This window comes from uncultured Jatrophihabitans sp. (assembly GCF_964244045.1).
GTDB lineage: Bacteria > Actinomycetota > Actinomycetes > Mycobacteriales > Jatrophihabitantaceae > Jatrophihabitans.
In genome coordinates this window covers 154,653-175,016 of sequence record NZ_CAXTHK010000005.1, presented here as the reverse complement: position 1 = coordinate 175,016, position 20,364 = coordinate 154,653, and the positions used below count along the sequence as shown (strand labels likewise).

The window sequence follows — 20,364 nt, the reverse complement described above, 5'->3', positions numbered from 1 at the left end:
GGGCGGTTCGCTCAGCCCGGGAGCGACGTTCAGCAAGGGATGTTCGGCAGGAAGGTAGTGCGCATGTCCGATGTGCCCGACGAGTTGAAGTACACGGCCGAGCACGAATGGGTGCGCGTCGAAGGGGGTGCCAACACGGTCCGGGTGGGCATCACCGACTACGCCCAGGAGGCACTGGGTGACGTCGTCTACGTCTCGCTGCCCGAGGTGGGCACCGAGGTGGCGGCCGGCGGCACCATCGGCGAGGTCGAGTCGACCAAAAGCGTCTCGGACGTGTACGCACCGCTCACCGGTACCGTCACCGCACGGAATGAAGCGCTCGACGAACAGCCCGAACTCATCAACTCCGACCCGTACGGTGAGGGCTGGGTCCTGGAGATCGAGCTCGCCGACCAGAGCGAGGTGGCAGCGTTGTTGGACGCGGCCGCATACAGCACGCTCGCGGGCTAGCACCCTCCACCCACGATTGACCCTCGCGCCGGGCCGGTCCTAGGCTCGGCGCACCGATTGACATCCGCATCTCGTTGCGGCGGCGTTCCCCCGATCGGCCGTCAATGAACTGAAGGGTGACCGCGTGTTCTGCACCGCTTGTGGCACCGAGAACCTCCCCGGCAGCCACTATTGCGCCAATTGCGGCGCCGCCCTTCCGGTCCATGCACCGGGCCCGGACGTCACGACCACCATCAGCACCAGCGTGGCCAGCGCCAGCAGTGGCTCGTTGCCCGACGCCGACACCGAATTCTCGGCCGAGGCGCACCAGGGCGCCGTCGACGCCCTCACGCCTGGTTCGGCGCTGCTCGTCGTCAAGCGCGGACCCAATGCCGGTAGCCGGTTCCTGCTCGACCAGGACGTCACATCGGCGGGTCGGCACCCGGACAGCGACATCTTCCTGGACGACGTGACGGTGTCCCGCCGGCATGCCGAGTTCCGTCGCGAAGGCAGCGGTTACACGGTGCACGACGTGGGTTCGCTCAACGGTTCGTACGTCAACCGGGAGCGCATCGACGCCGCTCCGCTGTCCGGCGGGGACGAAGTGCAGATCGGCAAGTTCCGGCTCGTGTACCTGACGGCGGCGGTGCGTACCGGCGTCGGCGCCAAAGCATGAGTCCAACGTTCTCCGTTCGGGGGGTCCGGGCACTATGAGCGCTGCCGCCGCTGGACAGCCACGGTCCACCCTCACGATCGGTGACGTACTGGCGCACCTCAAGGTCGAGTTCCCCGATCTGACGATCAGCAAGATCCGCTTCCTCGAGACCGAGGGGCTGGTGCAGCCCGAGCGCACGCCGTCCGGTTACCGCAAGTTCTCGGCCGGCGATGTCGCTCGGTTGCGGTACGTGCTCTCGCAGCAGCGTGATCACTACCTGCCGCTGCGGGTGATCAAGGAACAGCTCGACGCGATCGACCGCGGCCTCGTCGCGCCGGGGACGTCCGCCGACAGCCCGCGTGCCGCGCACGTCGCGGTGGCCAGCATCCAGGACAACGCCCCGACCGCCGAGCATTTCCGCCCGGCACCGGCCGCGATGCGGATGTCGAAGGCCGAGCTGTGCAACGCCGCCGGTCTGCGCGCCGACCAGCTCGGTGAACTCGAGCAGTTCGGGTTGGTCAACGCCAAGCCTGGCGGCTATTACGACGACGATGCGCTGGCCGTGGCCACGATCGTCGCCGACCTGGCCCGCTTCGGCCTCGAAGGCCGGCACCTGCGCGCGTTCCGTACCGCGGCCGAGCGCGAGGTCAGCCTGTTCGCGCAGGTCGTCGGGCCCACGGGTCGCCAACGTGGGGGAGAGGCCAAGGCCCGCGCCGAGGAGACCGTTCGCGAGCTCGCTGCACTGTCCGTGCGGCTGCACGCCGCGCTCGTCCAGATCGGGTTGCGCGAGGTCACCGGCGGGGCCGGCGCCGTGTCCTGAGCCGGTCTCGACGACGCGTCCGTCGTTACCGATCACCGTGTAGCGTCGGGGGCGTCCGAGGTACGGCAGGAGGTGTTCATCGTGCATCCGATGCGAGTGGTCGGCGTCCGGGTCGAGCTCCCGGCCAACCAGCCCGTCGTGCTGCTTCGTGAAGAGGACGGCGTGCGCTACCTGCCGATCTGGATCGGTGCCGTCGAGGCCTCGGCCATCGCCTTCCAGCAGCAGGGTGTGCAGACCGTCCGCCCGCTGACCCATGACCTGCTGCGCGATGTCATCGCCGCTCTGGGGGTGCGCCTGGAAGCTGTGCACATCACCGAGATGCGCGACGACATCTACTACGCCGAGCTGCGTTTCACCGGGGGCGTCACCGTGAGCGCCCGACCGTCGGATGCCATCGCGCTGGCCCTGCGCGCCGACGTCGCCATCCTGGGTTCGGACGCCGTGCTGGACGCGGCGGGAATCGAGATCCCCGACGAGCAGGAGGACGAGGTCGAGAAGTTCAAGGAGTTCCTCGACAACATCTCACCCGAGGACTTCGCCTCCGGCGCGTAAGCAGTGTGGCTCAACCTCCACATGAGGGTTATGACGTGCGGCGCGTCGGATTGACCGTCGAGGCGGGTCGCCTTACCGTCAGCTGAGCAAATGACGTGCATGGCATTCGCAGGACTGCCAGCACCAGACGCGGACCTCGGTCGCGCGACAGAGCGGGGATCGCATGATCGAGCAACCGGAGCAGGGCGCGCTGTTCGCCGACCCCTCCGATCCAGGTGGCGACGACATCGTCGGCTACCGCGGCCCCACCGCTTGCTCGGCCGCCGGCATCACCTACCGCCAGCTCGACTACTGGGCCCGCACCGACCTCGTGCTGCCGACCATCCGGACCGCCACCGGGTCGGGTAGTCAGCGGCTCTACTCGTTCAAGGACATCCTGGTTCTCAAGGTCGTCAAACGACTGCTCGACGCCGGCGTCTCGCTGCAGAACATCCGCGTCGCCGTTGACGCATTGCGCGCCCGCGGCGTCGACGACCTCGCCCAGGTCACACTGCTCTCCGACGGCGCGACCGTCTACGAGTGCACCTCCTCCGAAGAGGTCGTCGACCTGCTGCAGGGTGGGCAGGGCGTGTTCGGCATCGCCGTCAGCGGCGCCCTCCGCGAGCTACGCGGCACGCTTGCGCACCTGCCCGGAGAACGGGCCGGTCTGGTCGGGGTCGACGAGAGCTCCACCACCAGCTCGGCCGGCGATGAGCTGTCGCAACGCCGGCAGCGCCGCTCGGCCACCGCCTGATCGATCACACCGCGCGTCCCAGCCAGGACAGCGAGCGCCTGACTGGTACCGTCGAACACGGCTGACAACCACGCTCGGGAGAGCCGACCGCAACGCTGCGAGCCGGCGCCGAAGGGGCAACCTCCCCGGAACCTCTCAGGCACCAGGACCGAGCGGACGAGGCCAGTCTGGAGGGGCACGCTCCCGACAGACGGGGACGCGGTCGCCGCATGGTGGTCGTGTCGATCCGTCCTCTCGGAGCGTTCATGACCAGCCAGCCCGTTCCCGCCCTGCGTGCCCTTGAGAGCGCCGACCGCTTCGCCGACCGGCACATCGGCCTGGATCCGGCCGCCCGCCAGACAATGCTGGAGGCGTTGGGTTATGCCAGCGTGGCCGACCTGCTCGCCGAGGCGGTACCGGCCAGCATCCGCGAGAAACTGGACCTGGCCCTGCCGCCGGCCGCCTCCGAGCCCGAGGTCGCCGCCGAGCTGCGCGCGCTGGCCGACCGCAATGAGGTCCTGACCTCGATGATCGGCCTGGGTTACTACGGCACCGTCACGCCGGCCGTCATCCGCCGCAACGTGCTCGAGAACCCAGCCTGGTACACCGCGTACACGCCTTATCAGCCCGAGATCAGCCAGGGCCGGCTCGAGGCCCTGATCAACTTCCAGACCGTCGTCGAGGACCTCACCGGCCTGCCCGTCGCAGGTGCCTCGGTGCTCGACGAGGGGACGGCCGCGGCCGAGGCCATGGCCCTCGCGCACCGCGCGGCCAAGAACGGCAACACTTTTGTTGTCGACGCCGACGCCCTGCCGCAGACGATCGACGTCGTGCGTACCCGGGCCACCCCGCTCGGGCTGCGCGTCCTGGTGCAGTCGCTGGACGAGCCGCTGCCCGCCGAGGATGTATTCGGCGTCCTCGTGCAGTACCCCGGAGCGTCGGGTCGCATCCGTGACCTGCGACCGCTGGTCGAGGCCGCGCACGCCGACGGAGCGCTCGTGGCCGTGGCCGCGGACCTGCTGGCGCTGACCCTGCTCACGCCGCCCGGTGAGCTCGGCGCCGATCTCGCTATCGGCACCACGCAGCGCTTCGGCGTGCCGATGGGCTTCGGCGGCCCGCACGCCGGTTACCTCGCCGTCCGATCGGGGCTCGAACGCCAGCTGCCCGGACGCCTGGTCGGCGTCTCTGTCGACGCCGACGGCGCGCCGGCCTACCGCCTGGCCCTGCAGACCCGCGAACAGCACATCCGCCGCGAGAAGGCGACGTCAAACATCTGCACCGCGCAGGTGCTACTCGCCGTCATTGCCTCGATGTACGCCGTCTATCACGGGCCCTCCGGACTTCGGGCTATTGCCCAGCGGATCCAGCGCCTCACCGCGATCCTCGGTGCGGGGCTGCGCGAGGGCGGCGTCGAGGTCGCCGACGTCCCGGTCTTCGACACGATCACCGCCACCGTCCCGGGCCGCGCGGCGGATGTCGTGCGAGCCGCGCGAGAGGCGCGCATCAACCTGCGTCTCGTCGACGAGGACACCATCGGAATCTCGGTAGACGAGGTCACCACCCGGGCGCACGTGGCCACGGTGTGGGAGGCCTTCGGGCTTGACCTCGAACCCGAGGCGGTCGACCGGCTCGACGCCGCTGTCACGGATGACCTTCCGTTCGCGCGGACCAGCGAGTTCCTGGCCCATCCCGTTTTCAACGCCCACCACTCCGAGACGTCGATGCTGCGTTACCTGCGCCGGCTCGCCGACCGCGACTACGCGCTCGACCGCGGCATGATCCCGCTGGGCTCGTGCACGATGAAGCTCAACGCGACGACCGAGATGGAGCCGGTGACGAACCCCGGCTTCGCCAACATCCACCCGTTCGCGCCGGCCGAGCAATTCACCGGCTACACGCAGCTCATCGGCGACCTCGCCGCCTGGCTGACCGAGATCACCGGCTACGACGCGGTGTCGCTGCAGCCCAATGCCGGGTCGCAGGGCGAGTTCGCGGGCCTCCTGGCGATCCACAACTACCTGCGCTCGTCCGGCCAGCAGCACCGTGACGTCTGCCTGATCCCGGCGTCCGCCCACGGTACGAACGCCGCCTCGGCGGTGATGGCCGGGCTGAAGGTCGTCGTGGTGAAGACCGGCGGCGAGCAGGGCGAGGTCGACCTCGACGACCTGCGGGCCAAGATCGGCGCCCACGCGGACGACCTGGCCGCGATCATGATCACCTACCCGTCGACGCACGGGGTGTTCGAGGACCACATCGGCGAGATCTGCGGCCTGGTGCACGAGGCCGGGGGCCAGGTGTACGTCGACGGTGCGAACCTCAATGCGATGGTCGGCCTCGCTCGGCCCGGGAAGTTCGGCGCCGACGTGTCGCACCTGAACCTGCACAAGACGTTCTGCATCCCGCACGGCGGCGGCGGGCCGGGCGTGGGACCGGTGGCCGTGCGCTCGCACCTTGCGCCGTTCCTGCCCAACCACCCGCTGCAGCCGGCCGCCGGCCCGGGCACCGGGTCCGGCGCGATCGCGTCCGCTCCCTGGGGTTCGGCGTCGATCCTGCCCATCACCTGGGCGTACCTGCGGTTGATGGGCCCGGACGGGCTGACCGATGCGACGGGTGCGGCGATCCTGGCCGCCAACTACACCGCCCGGCGCCTGACCGAGCACTACCCAGTGCTCTACACCGGCGCGCACGGGCTGGTGGCGCACGAATGCATCCTCGACCTGCGCGGAATCACCAAGGCCACCGGCGTCACCGTCGACGACGTGGCGAAGCGGCTGATTGACTACGGCTTCCACGCCCCGACGATGTCATTCCCGGTCGCGGGCACGCTGATGGTCGAGCCGACCGAGTCCGAGGATCTGGTCGAGATCGACCGGTTCGTTGCGGCCATGATCGCGATCAAGGGTGAGATCGATCAGGTTGCGGCAGGGGAGTGGCCGGCCGGCGACAACCCGCTGTCCAACGCGCCGCACACGGCGGAGAGCGTGACCGGCGAGTGGTCGCACCCCTATCCGCGGACCCTGGCCGCCTACCCCGCCGGCGTGAACCCCCGGTCGAAGTACTGGCCGCCGGTGCGCCGCATCGACGGCGCGTTCGGCGACCGCAACCTCGTCTGCTCCTGCCCGCCGGTGGCCGAGTACGCCTGACCCCCACCGCTGATCAACAGCGCCGAAATGTCGCTCCGCGACGTTTCGGCGCTGTTGATCACAAAGGGGGTGGCGGGGCGGCGCTGGGCGTATTGGTAACGGTTACCGGTAGGGTGGTCTCGTGAGTCCGGCGCGGCAGCGATCAACGAAGCAGGGTGACGCCGTGCGCCAGGCGCTGAGCGGGGCTGGCGGGTTCCGCAGTGCGCAGGACGTGTATGCGTTGCTGCGCGGTGACGGCGAGAACGTCGGGCTGTCGACGGTGTACCGGCACCTGCAGGCGTTGGTCGACGAGGGCGTCGTCGACGTCATCCAGAAGCCCGAGGGCGAGGCCACCTACCGCTACTGCGGCGAGCAGGGTTCAGGGCACCACCATCATCTCGTCTGCCGGCAATGCGGCGACACGGCCGAGATCGAGGGCCGCGCGATCGAGCGCTGGGCGGGCGAGGTGGCCCGCGAACACGGTTACTCCGACGTCGACCACACGATCGAGCTGTTCGGGCTCTGCCCACGGTGCGCAGCCCCCAGCTGATGCCCGCACAGCGCTGGCGCCCCGTCCTGGCATATGCGGCGCTCGCGACGAATCAGATGCTGTGGTTGACGTTCGCGCCCATCACCACGGGCTCGGCGCGGCACTACGGCGTGTCCGAGGGCGGTCGGTTGGCGTGCCGCGCTGTTCCCGCTGCTCTACGTGGTGCTGGCCCTGCCGGCCGGGCGGCTCGTCGATCGGCAGTTGCCGTTCTGGCTCGGATTCGGGGCGCTGCTGACCGCGACCGGCGCGGTTGTCCGACTGATCGGTGACGGCTACGGCATTGCGCTGGCCGGGCAGGTGCTGGCCCTGGCCACCGGCGCCGCGTTCGGGGCGGACCACCTGCCCGCCCTGCTGGTCGTGCAGGCGCTGCTGACCGTCGCGGCGGCCGGCTGGCTGGTGCTCGAGCTGCGTCGACCGGTCGCCGAACCGGACGTGGCCGCGACGACCGTCCGGCTGCGCGCGGTGTGGGCCGATCGTCAGGTGCGGGTGCTCGTCGGGGTGCTGCTGCTCGTCATGGTCATGGCCGGCGTCGCCGCGTCAGCCACCGTGCCGCCGCTCGTCGCCCGCCGCGGCGCCGAATCCCACTTCCTGCTGCTGCCCGTCGTGGCCGAGGCGCTCGCCTTCGTGCTGCTCGCCTCCGCGCCCGGGGTGGGAACGGGGTTGGTCGCCGTTGTCGGGCTGGGCGTCTTCCTGCTGGCCGACCTGCCAGTGATCCTCGATCTCGCCGAGCGTTGTGCCGGCGAGGCCGGCGGCACGGTCAGCGCGCTGATCTGGCTCGCTGGGAATGCGGCCGGTCTCGTTGCGGCGTTGGTTGTCCAGGCCCTCGACGGGCATCCCACCGCGGCGTTCCTGGTGCTCGCCGCGCTGGTCGCGGGCGGGGTGCCGCTGGTGCGCATGCTGGCACCGCCCCAGCGGGTGACGGCCGAGCTCAGCTGAGCGCGCCGAGCAGGGCCTGCAGCTCGGGGATCTCGCTGGTGGGTGCGCCGGCGATGCCCTTGGCCACCTTCTTTCTCTGCGCGGCGCGTCCGTCGGCGAGTTCGGTGCGGGCCATCTGCGCTGCGCCCTGCTCGCTGGCGATGTGCAGGGCCAGGAAGCGCCGGTCGAAGGCGTCACCGGACAGGCTCTTCAGCTGGGCGACGTCGGCGTCGGTGATGCGGTGCAACGCCATGGTCGCGCCGGCAGCGGTGTCGACCGTCGTCCCTTCCGCCTGAGTGCGCATCCTGCTGAGCTCCGGCGTCTGCTCGCGCACGATGCGCCGGGCGAACGCCCGCACCCGCGGGTCGCTGGCGCGGGAGACGCCCAGCTCCGCGACCGCGATGGCCCGCTCGTGGTGCGGGATCATGTCCGATAGGAACGTCCGGTCCGCATCGTTCGGCTTCGGGTCGCTGCTGCAAGCACCGAGCAGCCCGACGGTCACGACGGCCGCGACGAGGGCGGCGGCGCTGCGGCGAGGCACCTGCCCACCGTACGTTCGGCCGTCGGGGCAGGATGGGCGGTGTCGTCCCGCCGTCGTCTGGAGCCCGCGTGTTCTCTTCCCCCGCCGAGGTCGCGCGCCAGCTCGCGAGCGTGCACTACCTCGCCGACACGGCGACGGCCACGACCGTGTTCGTCGCCGATTCGTTGCAGCGGCCGCTGCTCGTCGAGGGGCCGGCCGGCGTGGGCAAGACCGAGCTGGCCAAGGCGATCTCAGCCGCAACGGGCGCCGAGCTGATCCGGTTGCAGTGCTACGAGGGGCTCGACGAGGCGCGGGCGCTGTACGAGTGGAACTACCGCAAGCAGCTGCTGCGGATCCAGGCTTCAGGAGACCAGCAGTGGGAGCAGACCCACGACGACATCTTCACCGACGAGTTCCTGCTGACCCGTCCGCTGCTCACCGCCATCCGTCGCGACGGGCCGACGGTGCTGCTCATCGATGAGGCCGACAAGACCGACATCGAGGTCGAGGCCCTGCTGCTCGAGGTGCTGTCGGAGTTCCAGGTGACGATCCCCGAGCTGGGGACGATCACCGCCACCCGTCGCCCGTTCGTGCTGGTGACCTCGAACGCGACGCGCGAGCTATCCGAGGCGCTCAAGCGGCGCTGCCTGTACCTGTACCTCGACTACCCGACGCCCGAGCGCGAGAAAGAGATCATCGTCGAGCAGGTGCCCGAGCTACGGGCCGACCTCGCCGAGCAGATCGCCCGGACCGCGGCCACGCTGCGCACCCTGGAGCTGAAAAAGGCGCCGTCGGTCGCCGAGACGATCGACTGGGCCCGCACGCTGCTGGCGCTGGGCATCGACGATCTCGACGAGGCGGCCATCGCGCGGACGCTCGGCGTGGTGCTGAAACACCACTCCGACCACGGCCGGGCGACGCAGGAGCTCGGCCTGCATGAATGAGCGACGCTCGCGGAGCGAACAGGGGGCCAGCGTGCGTTCTTTGCTGGATCGGCACATTGCGTTCGTCGACGCGCTGCGGGCTGCTGGCCTCACCGTCTCGGTGGCCGAGGGGCTCGACGCGGTGCGGTCGATCGGGAGCATCGACCTGCTCCAGCGCGAGCAACTGCGTGCGGCGCTCGCCGCGACGTTGGTCAAGCGGCAGTTGCAGCGGCCGACCTTTGACACGATGTTCGACCTGTACTGGCCGAACGTCACGGGGGAGTCGGCGGCGGCGTCGAGCGACACGCAGGCGCCCGAGCGCGATCCCGCTGCCGCGCCTCGCGGGCCGCTCGAGGATTCCGACCGCGACCGGTTCCGTGAGGACCTCGCCGACTACCTCGCGTCGGGCGACGAATCACGCTTGGACGCGCTGGCCCGCGACGCGGTCTCGACGTTCGGCCAGGTGCCGGGGCGCAAACGGGGGCAGACGACGTGGTCGAGGTTGAGCACGATGCAGCGGGTCTCGCCCGAGACGTTGATGGCCCGCATCCTGGCCACCGTGCTGGGCGAGGCCGACCGGGGTGGCCTCGGCGAGCGGCAGGCCCGGACCATGATCGCCGAGCGCATCCGGCGCTTCGAGCAGCGCGTCGACGCCGACGTGCGCCGTCGCCTGGCCGAGGAGGGCGACCCGGAGCGGGTCGCGAAATCGTCGGTACGGCCGAGCCTGGAGCAGGTGTCGTTCCTGAACGCGACGCGCGACGACCTCGCCGCGTTGCGCCGCGAGATCCAGCCGCTGGCTCGCCGGCTGGCCGCGCGCTTGACCCTGGACCAGCAGCGTTCTCGGCGGGGGCAGCTGGACTTCCGGCGCACGGTGCGTGCTTCGCTGTCGACCGGCGGCGTGCCGATGCAGACGCACCACAAGCCCAAGCGGCCGAACAAGACCGATCTCGTGGTGATCTGCGACCTCAGCGAGTCGGTGGCCGCCTTCGCGCAGTTCACCTTGCTGTTCGTCTACGCGCTGCGCGAGCAGTTCAGCCGGGTGCGCGCCTTCGGCTTCGTCGACGAGCTGGACGAGCTCACCCGGTTCTTCGTCCCCGGCGGCGACGTGCTCGACGCGGTGACCCGGCTGACCCGCGAGGCCGACGTGACCTGGGTGCTCGGGCGCACCGACTACGGCCGGGCCTTCGAGCTGTTCGGCCAGCGCTTCCCCGACGCGGTCGGGCCGCGGACCTCCTTGCTGGTGCTCGGCGACGCGCGCTCGAACTACGGCGTGCTCGGCCTCCCGGTGCTCACCCGGCTGGCGTCGACGGCCAAGCACACCTACTGGCTCAACCCCGAGCGGCAGGCGATGTGGGACACCGGCGACTCGCGGGCCGCCGACTTCGACAAGATCGTGCCGATGACCGAGTGCCGCAACCTCGCGCAGCTGACCGCGTTCGTGAAGGAACTCGGCCCGCGCTGAAAACTGCCTGCTCCGCATGTCGTTGCCGACGCAGAATTGTCATACCTGCGAGCTATGTTTGAGCCATCTTCAACGAGAGGAGGCCGCCCATGCCCACCCACGACAGCGGCCAGAACCGGCAGCAGCGTACCCATGAGGACGAGGTCGAGCAGACCGTCGAGTCCACCTCCGACGTCGCCGAGCGACACGAGAAATTGACCGAGGATGTCGACGCGATTCTCGATGAAATCGACGACGTCCTGGAGGTGAACGCCGAGGACTTCGTTCGGGCATTCGTTCAGAAAGGGGGCCAATGATGTTGATCTTGTTACAGGTATGGACATGAAACTTTGCCCTGATTGCAAACAAGATCTGCCGTTGACTGAGTTCCTTCGCAACGCCCGTATGAAGGACGGCCTGTCGTTCTACTGTGCCGCTTGCTCGCGGGTCCGCAGCCTGATCAGCAAGCGCAAGCGACTCGGTCCGCCACGAACTCGAAATCGACAAGGCCCGGCGAGTGTGCCGGAGGGCCAGAAGTGGTGTCCGGACTGCGGAGGGGTTTTCGACCTCGATTACTTTGCGCGCAACCGAACACAGGTGAGCGGTCGAAACCCTTACTGCAAGAAGTGCCATGCAGTCAGAAGTCGGCAATCGCATCTCCGCCGCAAGTACGGCCTCACCCCGGCCGATGTCGACCGGATGCTCGAGGAGCAGGGCGGGCTGTGCAAGATCTGCCGCGAGGCACCGGGTGTGCACGTCGACCACGACCACGCGACCGAGCGGGTGCGCGGGCTGCTGTGCTTCAACTGCAACGGTGCGCTGGGCCAGTTCCGCGACCGTCCCGACCTCATGCTGCGCGCGTCGATGTACCTGCAGGGCGGCCCGCAGCAGGTCACCGACTTCCTGCCGTTCAGCCTGGCGCTGGTGCACGGCGAGTTCGAGAGCCAGCGCCCGGCCGACGAGCCGGCCCCCGTCTGACCGACGCGCGACCGCTGACGCCGCCTGGGTAGGGTCGGATGACACCCAGCCAGGCAGTAGCGAGGAGCGACGTTGAGCATCGATCGATCCGGTTCATCGAGCGCCCCGCTGGGCGGCGTGCACGGGATCCTGCGTTACGCAACGCAGCCCGGATCGTCGTCGTTCAGCGATTTCCTGCACACCGCCGCACCCGAACTGCTGCCCGTCGCGCCTGATCCCGCCACCGTCGCCGCTCTGCCGCACGCCACCACGATCGTGGCGGCGCAGTACGCCGACGGCGTCGTGATGGCCGGCGATCGGCGCGCCACCATGGGCAACCTGATCTCGCAGCGCGACATCGAGAAGGTCTACGCGGCCGACGAACACACGCTGATCGCCATCGCCGGCGTCGCCGGGCTGGGTCTTGAGATGGTGCGGCTCTACCAGGTCGAGCTCGAGCACTACGAGAAGATCGAGGGCACCGACCTGACCCTCGACGGCAAGGCCAACCGGCTGGCCACCATGATCCGCGGCAACCTCGGCATGGCCCTGCAGGGTTTGGCCGTGGTCCCGCTGTTCGCCGGCTTCGACGTCACCGCCGCGGATGTCTCGTCGGCCGGCAAGATCTTCAGCTACGACGTCACCGGGTCCTGCTCCACCGAGCGCTACTACCACTCGGTCGGCTCGGGCTCGCTGTTCGCGCGCGGCGCGATGAAGAAGCTGTGGCGTCCGAACCTCTCCCTCGACGAGGTCGTCCGCGTCGTGGTCGAGGCGCTGTACGACGCGGCCGACGACGACTCCGCCACCGGTGGTCCCGACGTCACCCGCGGTATCTATCCGGTGGTCATGACCGCCACGGCAGCCGGTACCGAGCGGATCGACGACGACGTGTTGGGCACGGTGGTGCGCGAGCTGCTCGTCGAGCGCGAAGCCCGCCCGGGCGCCTGACGCCGCCGCCGAACGCCTGAGCAACCAGGGAGCCAGCTATGTCGATGCCGTTCTACACCTCGCCCGAGCAGATCATGCGCGACCGCTCGGAGTACGCCCGCAAGGGCATCTCCCGAGGACGCAGCGTTGTGGTGTCGACGTATGCCGACGGCGTCCTGTTCGTCACCGAGAACGCGAGCACGGCACTGCACAAGGTCAGCGAGATCTACGACCGCATCGGCTTCGCCGCCGTCGGGCGGTACAACGAGTTCGAGAGCCTGCGCGTGGCCGGGATCCGGCTCACCGACCTGCGTGGCTACAGCTACGACCGCCGCGACGTCACGGCGCGGGCCCTGGCCAACGCCTACGCCCAGACGCTTGGCGCCATCTTCACTGAGCAGCAGAAGCCCTATGAGGTCGAGCTGTGCCTGGCCGAGGTCGGTGACTCCGCTGAGCGCGATCTGCTCTACCGGCTCACCTACGACGGCACCATCGTGGAGGAGCCAGAGTTCATGGTCATGGGCGGGCAGGCCGAGCAGCTCACCACCGAGGTGCGGAACAACTTCGTGGCCGGGCAACAGTTGCGCGAGGCGCTGAACGTCGCGGTGTCCACTCTCGGCAGCGCAGGAGGCAAAGACGGTGCCCACCGGACCATTCCTGCCAACCAGCTCGAGGTAGCAGTCCTTGATCGCAACCGCGGTCAGCGCAAGTTCCGGCGTGTCACCGGCCTGGCCCTGACCGAGCTGTTGCCCGAGCCCGCCGCTGACGAGCCGACGGCTGAGCCGGCTCCGGCCGACATGCCTCCGCACGACGCCTGAGGACCGAGCGAACGGTCAGGCTTCGGTCACCGCGCCGCCGGTGACTGCAACGTCGATCTTCGGCAGCGGTGACGGAGCGGGGCCGCCCAGCACCTTGCCCGTCTTGGCGTCGAAGGTCGACCCGTGACATGGGCAGTCGAACTGCCCGCCCTTCGGTTTCACCGTGCAACCGGTGTGCGTGCAGATGGCGCTGAAACAGACGGCCGTGGCCGTCCCGGTTCGGGTGACGATGGCCGGCTTACCGTCGGCCAGCTTCACCGCCTTCGACGACCCCACGGTCAGGTCGTCCAGCGCGACCAACGACTTCCCGGCAGGCGCGCTCGCCGGCGACGTACCTGCCGCGGTCGAAGTCGCCGGAGCGCTGCTCGACACCTCCGGCTGCGCCGTCGTCACGTTCGACGCGGGCGGAGAGACGACGTCGGCCCCGCTACTGTCGTCGGACTCGGTGGACCCGCCGGAACACGCCGCCAGGACCGCCACCCCCGCCACTCCGGCCCCGGCCGTCAGGATTCCTCGCCTGCTCACAGCTCTCTCGATGGTCACGTGACGTAGAACGGTTGAGAGCTCTACCAGGTTCGCCAGCCAGGGCTTCGAACCAAGACCACCCCCGATCCGTAGTGCTGTCCGTGCGGACAATCCTCCGGTCGGCCGACCGACCTCGTGAGGGAGCCGTGCGCACCGACGACGCCGAGCTGTTGCGCGAGCTGCACGCCGAGCACGGCACGGCGCTGTGGGGTTACGTCGTCGGGCTGACCAACGGCGACCGCGCTCAGGCGCAGGACGTCGTGCAAGAGACGATGCTGCGGGCCTGGCGCAATCCGCACGTCCTCGCGCAGGCCAACGGCTCGGCGCGCGGCTGGCTCTACACGGTGGCCAAGCGCCTCGTCATCGACGACTGGCGCACCGCGCGCTCACGTCGCGAGCGAGTGACCGGCGACGTGCCCGAGCGACCGGTGGCCGACTACACCCAACGCGTCGTCGATCGACACGTCGTCGTGCAGGCCATGCAGACGCTGTCCGTCGAGCATCGTGCCGTGCTGCACGAGTGTTACTTTCGTGGCTCGTCGGTGAGCGAGGCCGCGCAGGCCCTTGGTATCCCGCCGGGCACCGTCAAGTCGCGGACGCACTACGCCTTACGCGCGCTTCGACTCGCTCTCGAGGAACTGGGCGCCGATGCCTGATCCCGACCCCTTTGCCCAGCTCGACGCGGCCTACAGCCTGGGTGCGCTGGACGCCGACGACCTCGCCGCCTATGAGGGGCATCTGCGCGGCTGCGCCGCCTGCCGTGTGCGCGTCGAGCAACTGCGCCCCACCGTCCGCCTGCTGGCCGCGGCCCGGGTGGACGACCCGACCGTCGACGCCGTTCCCGACACGCTCCTGCCCGACACGCTCCTGCCCGGCCTGCTGCGTCGAGCCGAACGCGAGCGAACCCGCCGGCGCTGGGTCGTACGCAGCATCGCCGGCTTCGCTGCGGCCTGCCTGGTCACCCTTGTCGTGGTGCTCTGGCCGGCCTCGACGTCGCGACCGGCCTCGCGAGCGCTCGTGGCGGTGCGCACCACACCGGTCGAGGTCGAGGCAACCGCCCGTCTGGTGGCCAGGCCGTGGGGAACGGAGATCGACGTGCGCTGCCGGCACGAGCGCTACGCCGCGTCGTCGAGCGGTGGGGCGCGAGGTGGCTCGAGCTACGGCCTGCGGGTCATCGACCGTGACCGGAACACCTACAACCTCGGCACCTGGTCAGCGGAGTCCGAGCGCGCCATCTCCTTCACGGGGGGCACTGCGGTCCGCCGGGAGCGCATCGCCCGCGTGCAGATCACCCTCCCGGACGGGACGCCCATCCTGCAGCTCGTCCTCTGACCATTCAGCCCAGCACCGAGTCGACGAACGGTGCAAGCAGCCGGCTCACGTCGCGCGCAACAACGTCCGGCGCGCCGGCGGGCAACAGTGCGTGGCTGATAGCCAGCCGTACGAGCGTTTCGGCGACGGCCTGGGCATCGGCGCTGTTCACCTGCGGCCAGACCTCCCGGATCAGCATCGCGATGCGACCGCCGGCCAGCGCGTGGCCGATGCCGGTGAGCAGCTGCATGAGCTCGCCCTCCGACGACGTGTCGGACACGATGATCTTGACGACGGGCTCGTCGGACGCGAGCTCGAGAAACAGCGCGAACGCCTCGCGTAGCGCGGTGTGCGCGTCGTCCGCATGCTGGCGTACCGCTTCGGATGCGGCGATGACCAGCCGCTCGATCTCCTTCGCGACGTAGGCCTCTACCAGCGCATGGCGCGAGCCGAATTCGTTGTACAGCGTCTGCCGGCTCACGCCGGCTGCGCGCGCGACGTCGGACATCGTGGTCGCCGACCAGCCGCGGGCCCGGGCCAGGTCGTCGACGGCGGCAATGACGGTGTCGCGCAGCAACGTCCGGGCCGCGGTGGCATACGGCACCGCCGCGGACTCAGTCATCGGCGATGGTGACGAAGTCGACCTTGTCGCGCACGCCGCAGTCCGGACACGGCCAGTCGTCGGGAACGTCAGCCCAAGCCGTGCCGGCCGGGAAGCCCTCGCCCGGCGCACCTGTCGACTCGTCGTAGGTGTAACCGCACACCTCGCAGCGGAACCTGGCCATGCCGCCATCCTCCCCACGCTGCGACGCGCCCAGTCAGGCGGCCTCGGCCGACCTCTCTGCCGAGCCCGCCCCGTATCGGGCGAGCAGCCGCTCGCGGGCGTGCGGCGCGATGTTGGCCTGGGTGAGGTCGCCGTCATAGTGCGCGAAGACCCGCTTGTCCATGACGCGTCGCCACAGCGGCGGCAGGTAGGCCAGCAGGATCATCGCGGCATAACCGGCCGGCAGCTGTGGGGACTCCTCGAAGTGCCGCAGCGACTGGTAGCGCCGGGTGGGGTTGGCGTGGTGGTCGCTGTGCCGCTGCAGGTGGTACAGGAACAGGTTCGTCGTGAGGTGGTTGCTGTTCCAGCTGTGCCGCGGGGTAACGCGTTCGTACCGACCGTTGGGCAGCGAAGCCCGGCGCAGGCCGTAGTGCTCGATGTAGTTGACGGCCTCGAGCAAACTGAAGGCCAGCACCGCCTGCAGGAGCAGGTACGGCCAGATGCCGACACCGAACAGGACGATGGTGACGGCCCAGAGTCCGACCGTCATGGCCCAGGCGTTGAGGACGTCGTTGTGCAGCGACCACACCGACCGGTCCATGCGTCGCAGCCGGGTGCGCTCGAGACGCCAGCCGTTGCGAACGCTGCCCGCGACCGTCCGCGGCCAGAACCGCCAGAACGACTCGCCCAGGCGGCTGGAGGCGGGGTCGTCGGGCGTGGCCACCCGCACGTGATGCCCTCGGTTGTGCTCGACGAAGAAGTGCCCGTAACCGCACGGGGCCAGGGCGATGCGGGCGAACCAGCGCTCGAGGTGTTCCTTCTTGTGGCCGAGCTCGTGCGCGGTGTTGATCGCGACCCCGTTGAGCATGGCCAGCGAGACCGCGAGCCCGACGCTGTCGACGACGCCCAGCCCACCGTGCCGCGTCATCAACCAGAAGCCGGTGAACCACGTGACGAACTGGCACGGCAGGAAGAGGTACGTGACCCAGCGGTAGTAGCGGTCCTGTTCGAGCCAGGCAAGCGCGTCCTCCGGCGCGTTGGACGGGTCGTCACCAATGACGAGGTCCAGCGACGGGATGAGTACGTAGATGACCATGGGCCCGATCCACCAGAACACGCCGGAGCCGGTCAGGTTCACCAGGCCCCAGCCGACGAACAGGAAGAGCGGCACGATCGTGCCGAGCAACCACAGGTAGCGCTTGCGATCGCGCCACAGCGGACGTTCGGGCGACGTCGCCCCGCTCGCCAGTCGGCCCGAGAGAGATCCTGCGCGCATGCCGCCTCCACGTTTGACATCGTCGTCGTCGAAATCCAGACAGTAGACAACAACGCATCTTTTGTAAAGACAGCGCGTAACGGGTAGTTCGGCAGCCGTCCACCCAGGGCCGTGGTTACTCTGCAAGGTATGTACAAGCGCATCCTGGGCCTGGAGAACGAGTACGGGGTCACGTGCACGTTCCACGGTCAGCGGCGCCTGTCGCCGGACGAGGTGGCGCGCTACCTCTTTCGCCGGGTGGTGTCCTGGGGTCGTTCGTCGAACGTGTTCCTCAAGAACGGGGCGCGCCTCTATCTCGACGTCGGCAGCCACCCCGAGTACGCCACCCCGGAATGCATCACGCTCGAGAGCCTCGTCGCGCACGACAAGGCGGGTGAGCGCGTCCTGGAAGGACTGGTCGTCGACGCCGAGAAGCGCCTGCACGACGAGGGCATCGCCGGCGACATCTACCTGTTCAAGAACAACACCGACTCCGCCGGCAACTCCTACGGCTGCCACGAGAACTACTCGGTCGGCAGGCACGGCGAGTTCAGTCGGCTCGCCGACGTCCTCATCCCGTTCCTCGTCACTCGCCAGCTGATCTGCGGCGCGGGCAAAGTGCTGCAGACGCCGCGCGGCGCCGTCTACTGCGTCAGCCAGCGGGCCGAGCACATCTGGGAGGGCGTCAGTTCGGCGACCACCCGCAGCCGCCCGATCATCAACACCCGCGACGAGCCGCACGCCGACGCCGAGCGCTACCGACGCCTGCACGTCATCGTCGGGGACTCGAACATGAACGAGTCCACGACGTTCCTTAAGGTCGGCTCCGCTGACCTCGTGCTGCGCATGATCGAGGACGGCGTGCAGTTCAACGACCTCACGCTCGAGAACCCGATCCGCGCCATCCGCGAGATCAGCCACGACCTCACCGGCACCCGGGCGGTACGCCTGGCCGCCGGGCGCAGCGCGTCGGCGCTACAGATCCAGCGCGAGTACTACGGCAAGGCTGTCGATTTCGTTGCCCGCAATGGTGAGGACGCGTCGGCCAAGCGAGTGCTCGAGCTGTGGGGTCGCACGCTCGACGCGATCGAGAAGCAGGATTTGAGCCTCATCGACCGTGAGATCGACTGGGCGACCAAGTACCAGCTCATCGAGCGCTACCGGGCCAAGCACGACCTGCCGCTCAGCTCGCCGCGGGTGGCGCAACTGGATCTCGCGTACCACGACATCTCCCGTACCCGCGGGCTCTACTACCTGTTGCAGCGCAAGCATGCCGTCGAGCGCGTCGCCAGCGATCTGGAGATTTTCGAGGCCAAGAGCGTGCCACCCCAGAACACCCGCGCCAAGCTGCGCGGCGACTTCATCAAACGTGCGCAGGAGCGGCGCCGCGACTTCACCGTTGATTGGGTGCACCTCAAGCTCAACGACCAGGCGCAGCGCACCGTGCTGTGCAAGGACCCGTTCCGCAGCGTCGACGAGCGGGTCGAGAAGCTCATCGCCTCGATGTGAGCGGTTGACACCGTCGCCTGTTCGTACGCAGATGACCGGCTTGTCCGCTATAGGCTGCGCGAATGGCTGACGACCCCGGCGCCGTCGTGGACGCCCTGCTGGACCGGCTTGTCACAGTGCTCTCCGGTACCGCCGGCGACGCCCCCTCCACGACCGGCACGGCAGCCGACGATCAGATCGTGGCGGTGCTGCGGCGGGGACGTGTCGAGTCGTTGAGCCTGGATCCGCGGGTGCTGCGCGATCGCGGGCGGGTCGCAGCCGACATCGTGACCGCCGTCAACGCGGCAATGGATGCCGCGCCCCGAGTGGGTACGGGGTCCTCGATTGTCGAATCGCTGAAGGCCATCCAGGAGGACTCGCTGCAGGTGACCGGGCAACTCAACGGTTCGCTGCTTGCCTCGCTCGAGCGCATCAGAGGAGCGTGACGCAGTGCCCGGTTTCACCGTGCGACCCGACGACCTGCACCGGGCGGGACAGGCCCTGGAGCAATCCGGCCGTGACCTGCACGAGCAGTGGCAGGCGCTGAAGGCCCGCACCCAGTCGATCAAGTTCGGCACAACCGACACCGTGTCCCCGCTCATCCAGATGACGCTGATGGGGGCAGTCCTGATTGCCGACGACTGCTTCGGCTCGTCCAAGGGTGCGCTTACGAACCACGCCGCGGCCCTGCAGAACGCGGCCGGCCACTACTCGAACGCCGAGGCGACCAACGTGGGTCTGTTCGGGGCCGGCGAGTGAGCGCGGACCTCGACGACCTGATCGCACGCGCCCGTACGGCGCTCGCCGAGGGCGGGGCGACCGACGTCGTCGAGTCGGAAGCCGGGACCTATGTGGGTACGGCGGCCGACGGGCTCGTCCGCGTCGAGGTCAGCGCTGTCGGCCGGCTCACCTCGCTGCAGATCGACCCGCAGCTGTTCGACGGGCCCCTCGAGGATGTCGCCGATGCTGCACGGTCAGCGATCAACGTCGCCCTCGACCGTCGGCCGGGGCAGGTCGACTTCGCCCCCGTGATCGACGTCGTCCGAGCGACCCAGGTCCAGGCCCGCCGCCAGCTGGACGAGATCACCCGCGGCATCGCCGACGTGACCGGACATGTGCAGGCCGCCCGTCCGGCTACGAGCGCGGAGGCGAGCTGATGGGCCTGACCCTGCCGGGCGAGCTGGAACGACTGCTCAATGACCTCGGGTTCACCTGGCCGGAGGTCGACGAGCAGGAGCTGTTCGAGGTGGGCGGAGAGTGGTGCTCCTTCGGGAGCGTGGTGGCCGCCGCGCATCAGTCGAGCACCGGAGCCACGGAGGAGTTGCTGGCCACCAATCAGAGCGCGGGACTGGATGCGTTCTCGACCCGCATGCAGCACCCGCAGTCGCCGCTGTCGGTGCTCGGGCAGGCGAGCACCGGCGTCGAGGCGGTCGGCGCAGCGATGTACTGCGCGGCCGGGCTTGTGCTCGGGTTGAAGATCAACACGATGATCAACCTGATCGCGCTGCTCTGCGAGATCATCTCCGCCATTGCCGAGGCCGTGCCCACCTTCGGTGCGTCGCTTGCCGAGATCCCGGTCTTCAAGGAGATCACGAACCGCATCATCAACGCGATCGTCAACGAGGCCGTCAATGCCATCCTCAGCTGAACGCCGGAACTCGCAGTGGTAGCGGGCGAGGCG

General features: G+C 69.2%; 26 protein-coding genes and 1 riboswitch. Of the genes, 21 read left to right on the top strand and 5 right to left on the bottom strand.

The window, feature by feature from the left end:
- The first annotated feature begins 63 nt into the window (after positions 1-63).
- From gcvH to ACFFC4_RS06480, 8 genes are all read left to right on the top strand, one after another.
- The gene (gene gcvH / locus ACFFC4_RS06515) at positions 64-450 is read left to right on the top strand and encodes a glycine cleavage system protein GcvH (protein ID WP_375498948.1); all 387 of its coding nucleotides are present in this window, start codon (positions 64-66) and stop codon (positions 448-450) included.
- A 124-nt stretch (positions 451-574) separates the two neighbouring features.
- Complete coding sequence (locus ACFFC4_RS06510; protein ID WP_375498946.1) at positions 575-1,105, top strand: FHA domain-containing protein; 531 nt, start codon at positions 575-577, stop codon at positions 1,103-1,105.
- 34 nt (positions 1,106-1,139) lie between these two features.
- Positions 1,140-1,904, top strand: a complete 765-nt coding sequence (locus ACFFC4_RS06505) for a MerR family transcriptional regulator (protein WP_375498944.1) — start codon at positions 1,140-1,142, stop codon at positions 1,902-1,904.
- A gap of 90 nt (positions 1,905-1,994) precedes the next feature.
- On the top strand, positions 1,995-2,456 hold the full coding sequence (locus ACFFC4_RS06500; RefSeq protein WP_375499036.1) for a bifunctional nuclease family protein: 462 nt from the start codon (positions 1,995-1,997) through the stop codon (positions 2,454-2,456).
- 163 nt (positions 2,457-2,619) lie between these two features.
- Positions 2,620-3,189: a MerR family transcriptional regulator gene (locus ACFFC4_RS06495; protein ID WP_375498942.1), complete on the top strand. Its 570-nt coding sequence runs from the start codon at positions 2,620-2,622 to the stop codon at positions 3,187-3,189.
- A 65-nt stretch (positions 3,190-3,254) separates the two neighbouring features.
- Positions 3,255-3,350: riboswitch (glycine riboswitch) on the top strand.
- Between the two features lie 84 nt (positions 3,351-3,434).
- Positions 3,435-6,311: an aminomethyl-transferring glycine dehydrogenase gene (gene gcvP, locus ACFFC4_RS06490; protein WP_375498940.1), complete on the top strand. Its 2,877-nt coding sequence runs from the start codon at positions 3,435-3,437 to the stop codon at positions 6,309-6,311.
- Between the two features lie 121 nt (positions 6,312-6,432).
- The gene (locus ACFFC4_RS06485; protein WP_375498938.1) at positions 6,433-6,840 is read left to right on the top strand and encodes a Fur family transcriptional regulator; all 408 of its coding nucleotides are present in this window, start codon (positions 6,433-6,435) and stop codon (positions 6,838-6,840) included.
- Positions 6,841-6,999: 159 nt separating this feature from the next.
- Complete coding sequence (locus tag ACFFC4_RS06480) at positions 7,000-7,776, top strand: hypothetical protein (RefSeq protein WP_375498936.1); 777 nt, start codon at positions 7,000-7,002, stop codon at positions 7,774-7,776.
- On the opposite strand, the gene ACFFC4_RS06475 is transcribed toward ACFFC4_RS06480, so the two are convergent.
- Positions 7,769-8,296: a DUF305 domain-containing protein gene (locus tag ACFFC4_RS06475; RefSeq protein WP_375498934.1), complete on the bottom strand. Its 528-nt coding sequence runs from the start codon at positions 8,294-8,296 to the stop codon at positions 7,769-7,771. The two genes, ACFFC4_RS06480 and ACFFC4_RS06475, sit on opposite strands and share 8 nt — an antisense overlap.
- 32 nt (positions 8,297-8,328) lie before the next feature.
- Here ACFFC4_RS06475 and ACFFC4_RS06470 point away from each other — a divergent pair, with 32 nt between their 5' ends.
- The 6 genes from ACFFC4_RS06470 (at position 8,329) to prcA (ending at position 13,341) form a co-directional block, all read left to right on the top strand.
- On the top strand, positions 8,329-9,219 hold the full coding sequence (locus ACFFC4_RS06470; RefSeq protein ID WP_375498932.1) for an AAA family ATPase: 891 nt from the start codon (positions 8,329-8,331) through the stop codon (positions 9,217-9,219).
- 31 nt (positions 9,220-9,250) lie between these two features.
- Positions 9,251-10,660 (top strand): VWA domain-containing protein, encoded by a 1,410-nt coding sequence (locus tag ACFFC4_RS06465; protein ID WP_375498930.1) that lies wholly within the window; start codon positions 9,251-9,253, stop codon positions 10,658-10,660.
- Positions 10,661-10,749: 89 nt separating this feature from the next.
- Positions 10,750-10,956 carry a ubiquitin-like protein Pup gene (locus tag ACFFC4_RS06460; RefSeq protein WP_375498928.1) on the top strand — a complete coding sequence of 69 codons (207 nt, stop codon included), beginning with the start codon at positions 10,750-10,752 and terminating at the stop codon, positions 10,954-10,956.
- 19 nt (positions 10,957-10,975) lie between these two features.
- A complete protein-coding gene (locus tag ACFFC4_RS06455; protein WP_375498926.1) occupies positions 10,976-11,617 on the top strand; it encodes an endonuclease VII domain-containing protein in 642 nt (213 codons plus the stop codon).
- A gap of 108 nt (positions 11,618-11,725) precedes the next feature.
- Complete coding sequence (gene prcB / locus ACFFC4_RS06450) at positions 11,726-12,544, top strand: proteasome subunit beta (protein ID WP_375499034.1); 819 nt, start codon at positions 11,726-11,728, stop codon at positions 12,542-12,544.
- A gap of 38 nt (positions 12,545-12,582) precedes the next feature.
- Complete coding sequence (prcA, locus tag ACFFC4_RS06445; protein ID WP_375498924.1) at positions 12,583-13,341, top strand: proteasome subunit alpha; 759 nt, start codon at positions 12,583-12,585, stop codon at positions 13,339-13,341.
- A 15-nt stretch (positions 13,342-13,356) separates the two neighbouring features.
- Here prcA and ACFFC4_RS06440 read toward each other — a convergent pair whose 3' ends face one another.
- Positions 13,357-13,866 (bottom strand): ubiquinol-cytochrome c reductase iron-sulfur subunit, encoded by a 510-nt coding sequence (locus ACFFC4_RS06440; protein WP_375498922.1) that lies wholly within the window; start codon positions 13,864-13,866, stop codon positions 13,357-13,359.
- A gap of 146 nt (positions 13,867-14,012) precedes the next feature.
- Here ACFFC4_RS06440 and ACFFC4_RS06435 point away from each other — a divergent pair, with 146 nt between their 5' ends.
- Both ACFFC4_RS06435 and ACFFC4_RS06430 read left to right on the top strand, forming a co-directional pair.
- Positions 14,013-14,522, top strand: a complete 510-nt coding sequence (locus tag ACFFC4_RS06435; protein WP_375498920.1) for a sigma-70 family RNA polymerase sigma factor — start codon at positions 14,013-14,015, stop codon at positions 14,520-14,522.
- The gene (locus tag ACFFC4_RS06430) at positions 14,515-15,198 is read left to right on the top strand and encodes an anti-sigma factor family protein (RefSeq protein WP_375498918.1); all 684 of its coding nucleotides are present in this window, start codon (positions 14,515-14,517) and stop codon (positions 15,196-15,198) included. The genes ACFFC4_RS06435 and ACFFC4_RS06430 overlap by 8 nt, the downstream gene beginning before the upstream one ends.
- 4 nt (positions 15,199-15,202) lie before the next feature.
- Here ACFFC4_RS06430 and ACFFC4_RS06425 read toward each other — a convergent pair whose 3' ends face one another.
- The 3 genes from ACFFC4_RS06425 to ACFFC4_RS06415 are packed head-to-tail and all read right to left on the bottom strand — an operon-like array spanning position 15,203 to position 17,216.
- Positions 15,203-15,799, bottom strand: coding sequence for a TetR family transcriptional regulator (locus ACFFC4_RS06425; RefSeq protein WP_375498916.1), 597 nt, complete (start codon positions 15,797-15,799; stop codon positions 15,203-15,205).
- Positions 15,792-15,962: a rubredoxin gene (locus tag ACFFC4_RS06420; RefSeq protein ID WP_375498914.1), complete on the bottom strand. Its 171-nt coding sequence runs from the start codon at positions 15,960-15,962 to the stop codon at positions 15,792-15,794. Before ACFFC4_RS06420 ends, ACFFC4_RS06425 begins: the two co-directional genes overlap by 8 nt.
- 33 nt (positions 15,963-15,995) lie before the next feature.
- Positions 15,996-17,216, bottom strand: a complete 1,221-nt coding sequence (locus tag ACFFC4_RS06415) for an alkane 1-monooxygenase (RefSeq protein ID WP_375498912.1) — start codon at positions 17,214-17,216, stop codon at positions 15,996-15,998.
- 129 nt (positions 17,217-17,345) lie between these two features.
- Here ACFFC4_RS06415 and pafA point away from each other — a divergent pair, with 129 nt between their 5' ends.
- The 5 genes from pafA to ACFFC4_RS06390 all read left to right on the top strand — a co-directional run bounded on the left by pafA (position 17,346) and on the right by ACFFC4_RS06390 (position 20,331).
- Positions 17,346-18,704 (top strand): Pup--protein ligase, encoded by a 1,359-nt coding sequence (gene pafA, locus ACFFC4_RS06410; RefSeq protein WP_375498910.1) that lies wholly within the window; start codon positions 17,346-17,348, stop codon positions 18,702-18,704.
- Positions 18,705-18,766: 62 nt separating this feature from the next.
- Positions 18,767-19,129 (top strand): hypothetical protein, encoded by a 363-nt coding sequence (locus ACFFC4_RS06405; RefSeq protein WP_375498908.1) that lies wholly within the window; start codon positions 18,767-18,769, stop codon positions 19,127-19,129.
- 4 nt (positions 19,130-19,133) lie between these two features.
- Positions 19,134-19,442 carry a hypothetical protein gene (locus ACFFC4_RS06400; RefSeq protein WP_375498906.1) on the top strand — a complete coding sequence of 103 codons (309 nt, stop codon included), beginning with the start codon at positions 19,134-19,136 and terminating at the stop codon, positions 19,440-19,442.
- Positions 19,439-19,840, top strand: coding sequence for a YbaB/EbfC family nucleoid-associated protein (locus ACFFC4_RS06395; protein ID WP_375498904.1), 402 nt, complete (start codon positions 19,439-19,441; stop codon positions 19,838-19,840). The genes ACFFC4_RS06400 and ACFFC4_RS06395 overlap by 4 nt, the downstream gene beginning before the upstream one ends.
- The gene (locus ACFFC4_RS06390; RefSeq protein WP_375498902.1) at positions 19,840-20,331 is read left to right on the top strand and encodes a hypothetical protein; all 492 of its coding nucleotides are present in this window, start codon (positions 19,840-19,842) and stop codon (positions 20,329-20,331) included. Before ACFFC4_RS06395 ends, ACFFC4_RS06390 begins: the two co-directional genes overlap by 1 nt.
- Positions 20,332-20,364: the final 33 nt, after the last annotated feature.

Coding starts and splice junctions, on each gene's coding strand:
- pafA (WP_375498910.1), top strand. CDS start 17,346: ATGTACAAGCGCATCCTGGGCCTGGAGAACGAGTACGGGGTCACGTGC.
- ACFFC4_RS06430 (WP_375498918.1), top strand. CDS start 14,515: ATGCCTGATCCCGACCCCTTTGCCCAGCTCGACGCGGCCTACAGCCTG.
- ACFFC4_RS06500 (WP_375499036.1), top strand. CDS start 1,995: ATGCGAGTGGTCGGCGTCCGGGTCGAGCTCCCGGCCAACCAGCCCGTC.
- ACFFC4_RS06390 (WP_375498902.1), top strand. CDS start 19,840: ATGGGCCTGACCCTGCCGGGCGAGCTGGAACGACTGCTCAATGACCTC.
- gcvP (WP_375498940.1), top strand. CDS start 3,435: ATGACCAGCCAGCCCGTTCCCGCCCTGCGTGCCCTTGAGAGCGCCGAC.
- ACFFC4_RS06425 (WP_375498916.1), bottom strand. CDS start 15,799: ATGACTGAGTCCGCGGCGGTGCCGTATGCCACCGCGGCCCGGACGTTG.
- ACFFC4_RS06495 (WP_375498942.1), top strand. CDS start 2,620: ATGATCGAGCAACCGGAGCAGGGCGCGCTGTTCGCCGACCCCTCCGAT.
- ACFFC4_RS06420 (WP_375498914.1), bottom strand. CDS start 15,962: ATGGCCAGGTTCCGCTGCGAGGTGTGCGGTTACACCTACGACGAGTCG.
- ACFFC4_RS06405 (WP_375498908.1), top strand. CDS start 18,767: ATGGCTGACGACCCCGGCGCCGTCGTGGACGCCCTGCTGGACCGGCTT.
- ACFFC4_RS06415 (WP_375498912.1), bottom strand. CDS start 17,216: ATGCGCGCAGGATCTCTCTCGGGCCGACTGGCGAGCGGGGCGACGTCG.
- ACFFC4_RS06505 (WP_375498944.1), top strand. CDS start 1,140: ATGAGCGCTGCCGCCGCTGGACAGCCACGGTCCACCCTCACGATCGGT.
- ACFFC4_RS06460 (WP_375498928.1), top strand. CDS start 10,750: ATGCCCACCCACGACAGCGGCCAGAACCGGCAGCAGCGTACCCATGAG.
- ACFFC4_RS06470 (WP_375498932.1), top strand. CDS start 8,329: ATGGGCGGTGTCGTCCCGCCGTCGTCTGGAGCCCGCGTGTTCTCTTCC.
- ACFFC4_RS06455 (WP_375498926.1), top strand. CDS start 10,976: ATGGACATGAAACTTTGCCCTGATTGCAAACAAGATCTGCCGTTGACT.
- gcvH (WP_375498948.1), top strand. CDS start 64: ATGTCCGATGTGCCCGACGAGTTGAAGTACACGGCCGAGCACGAATGG.
- prcA (WP_375498924.1), top strand. CDS start 12,583: ATGTCGATGCCGTTCTACACCTCGCCCGAGCAGATCATGCGCGACCGC.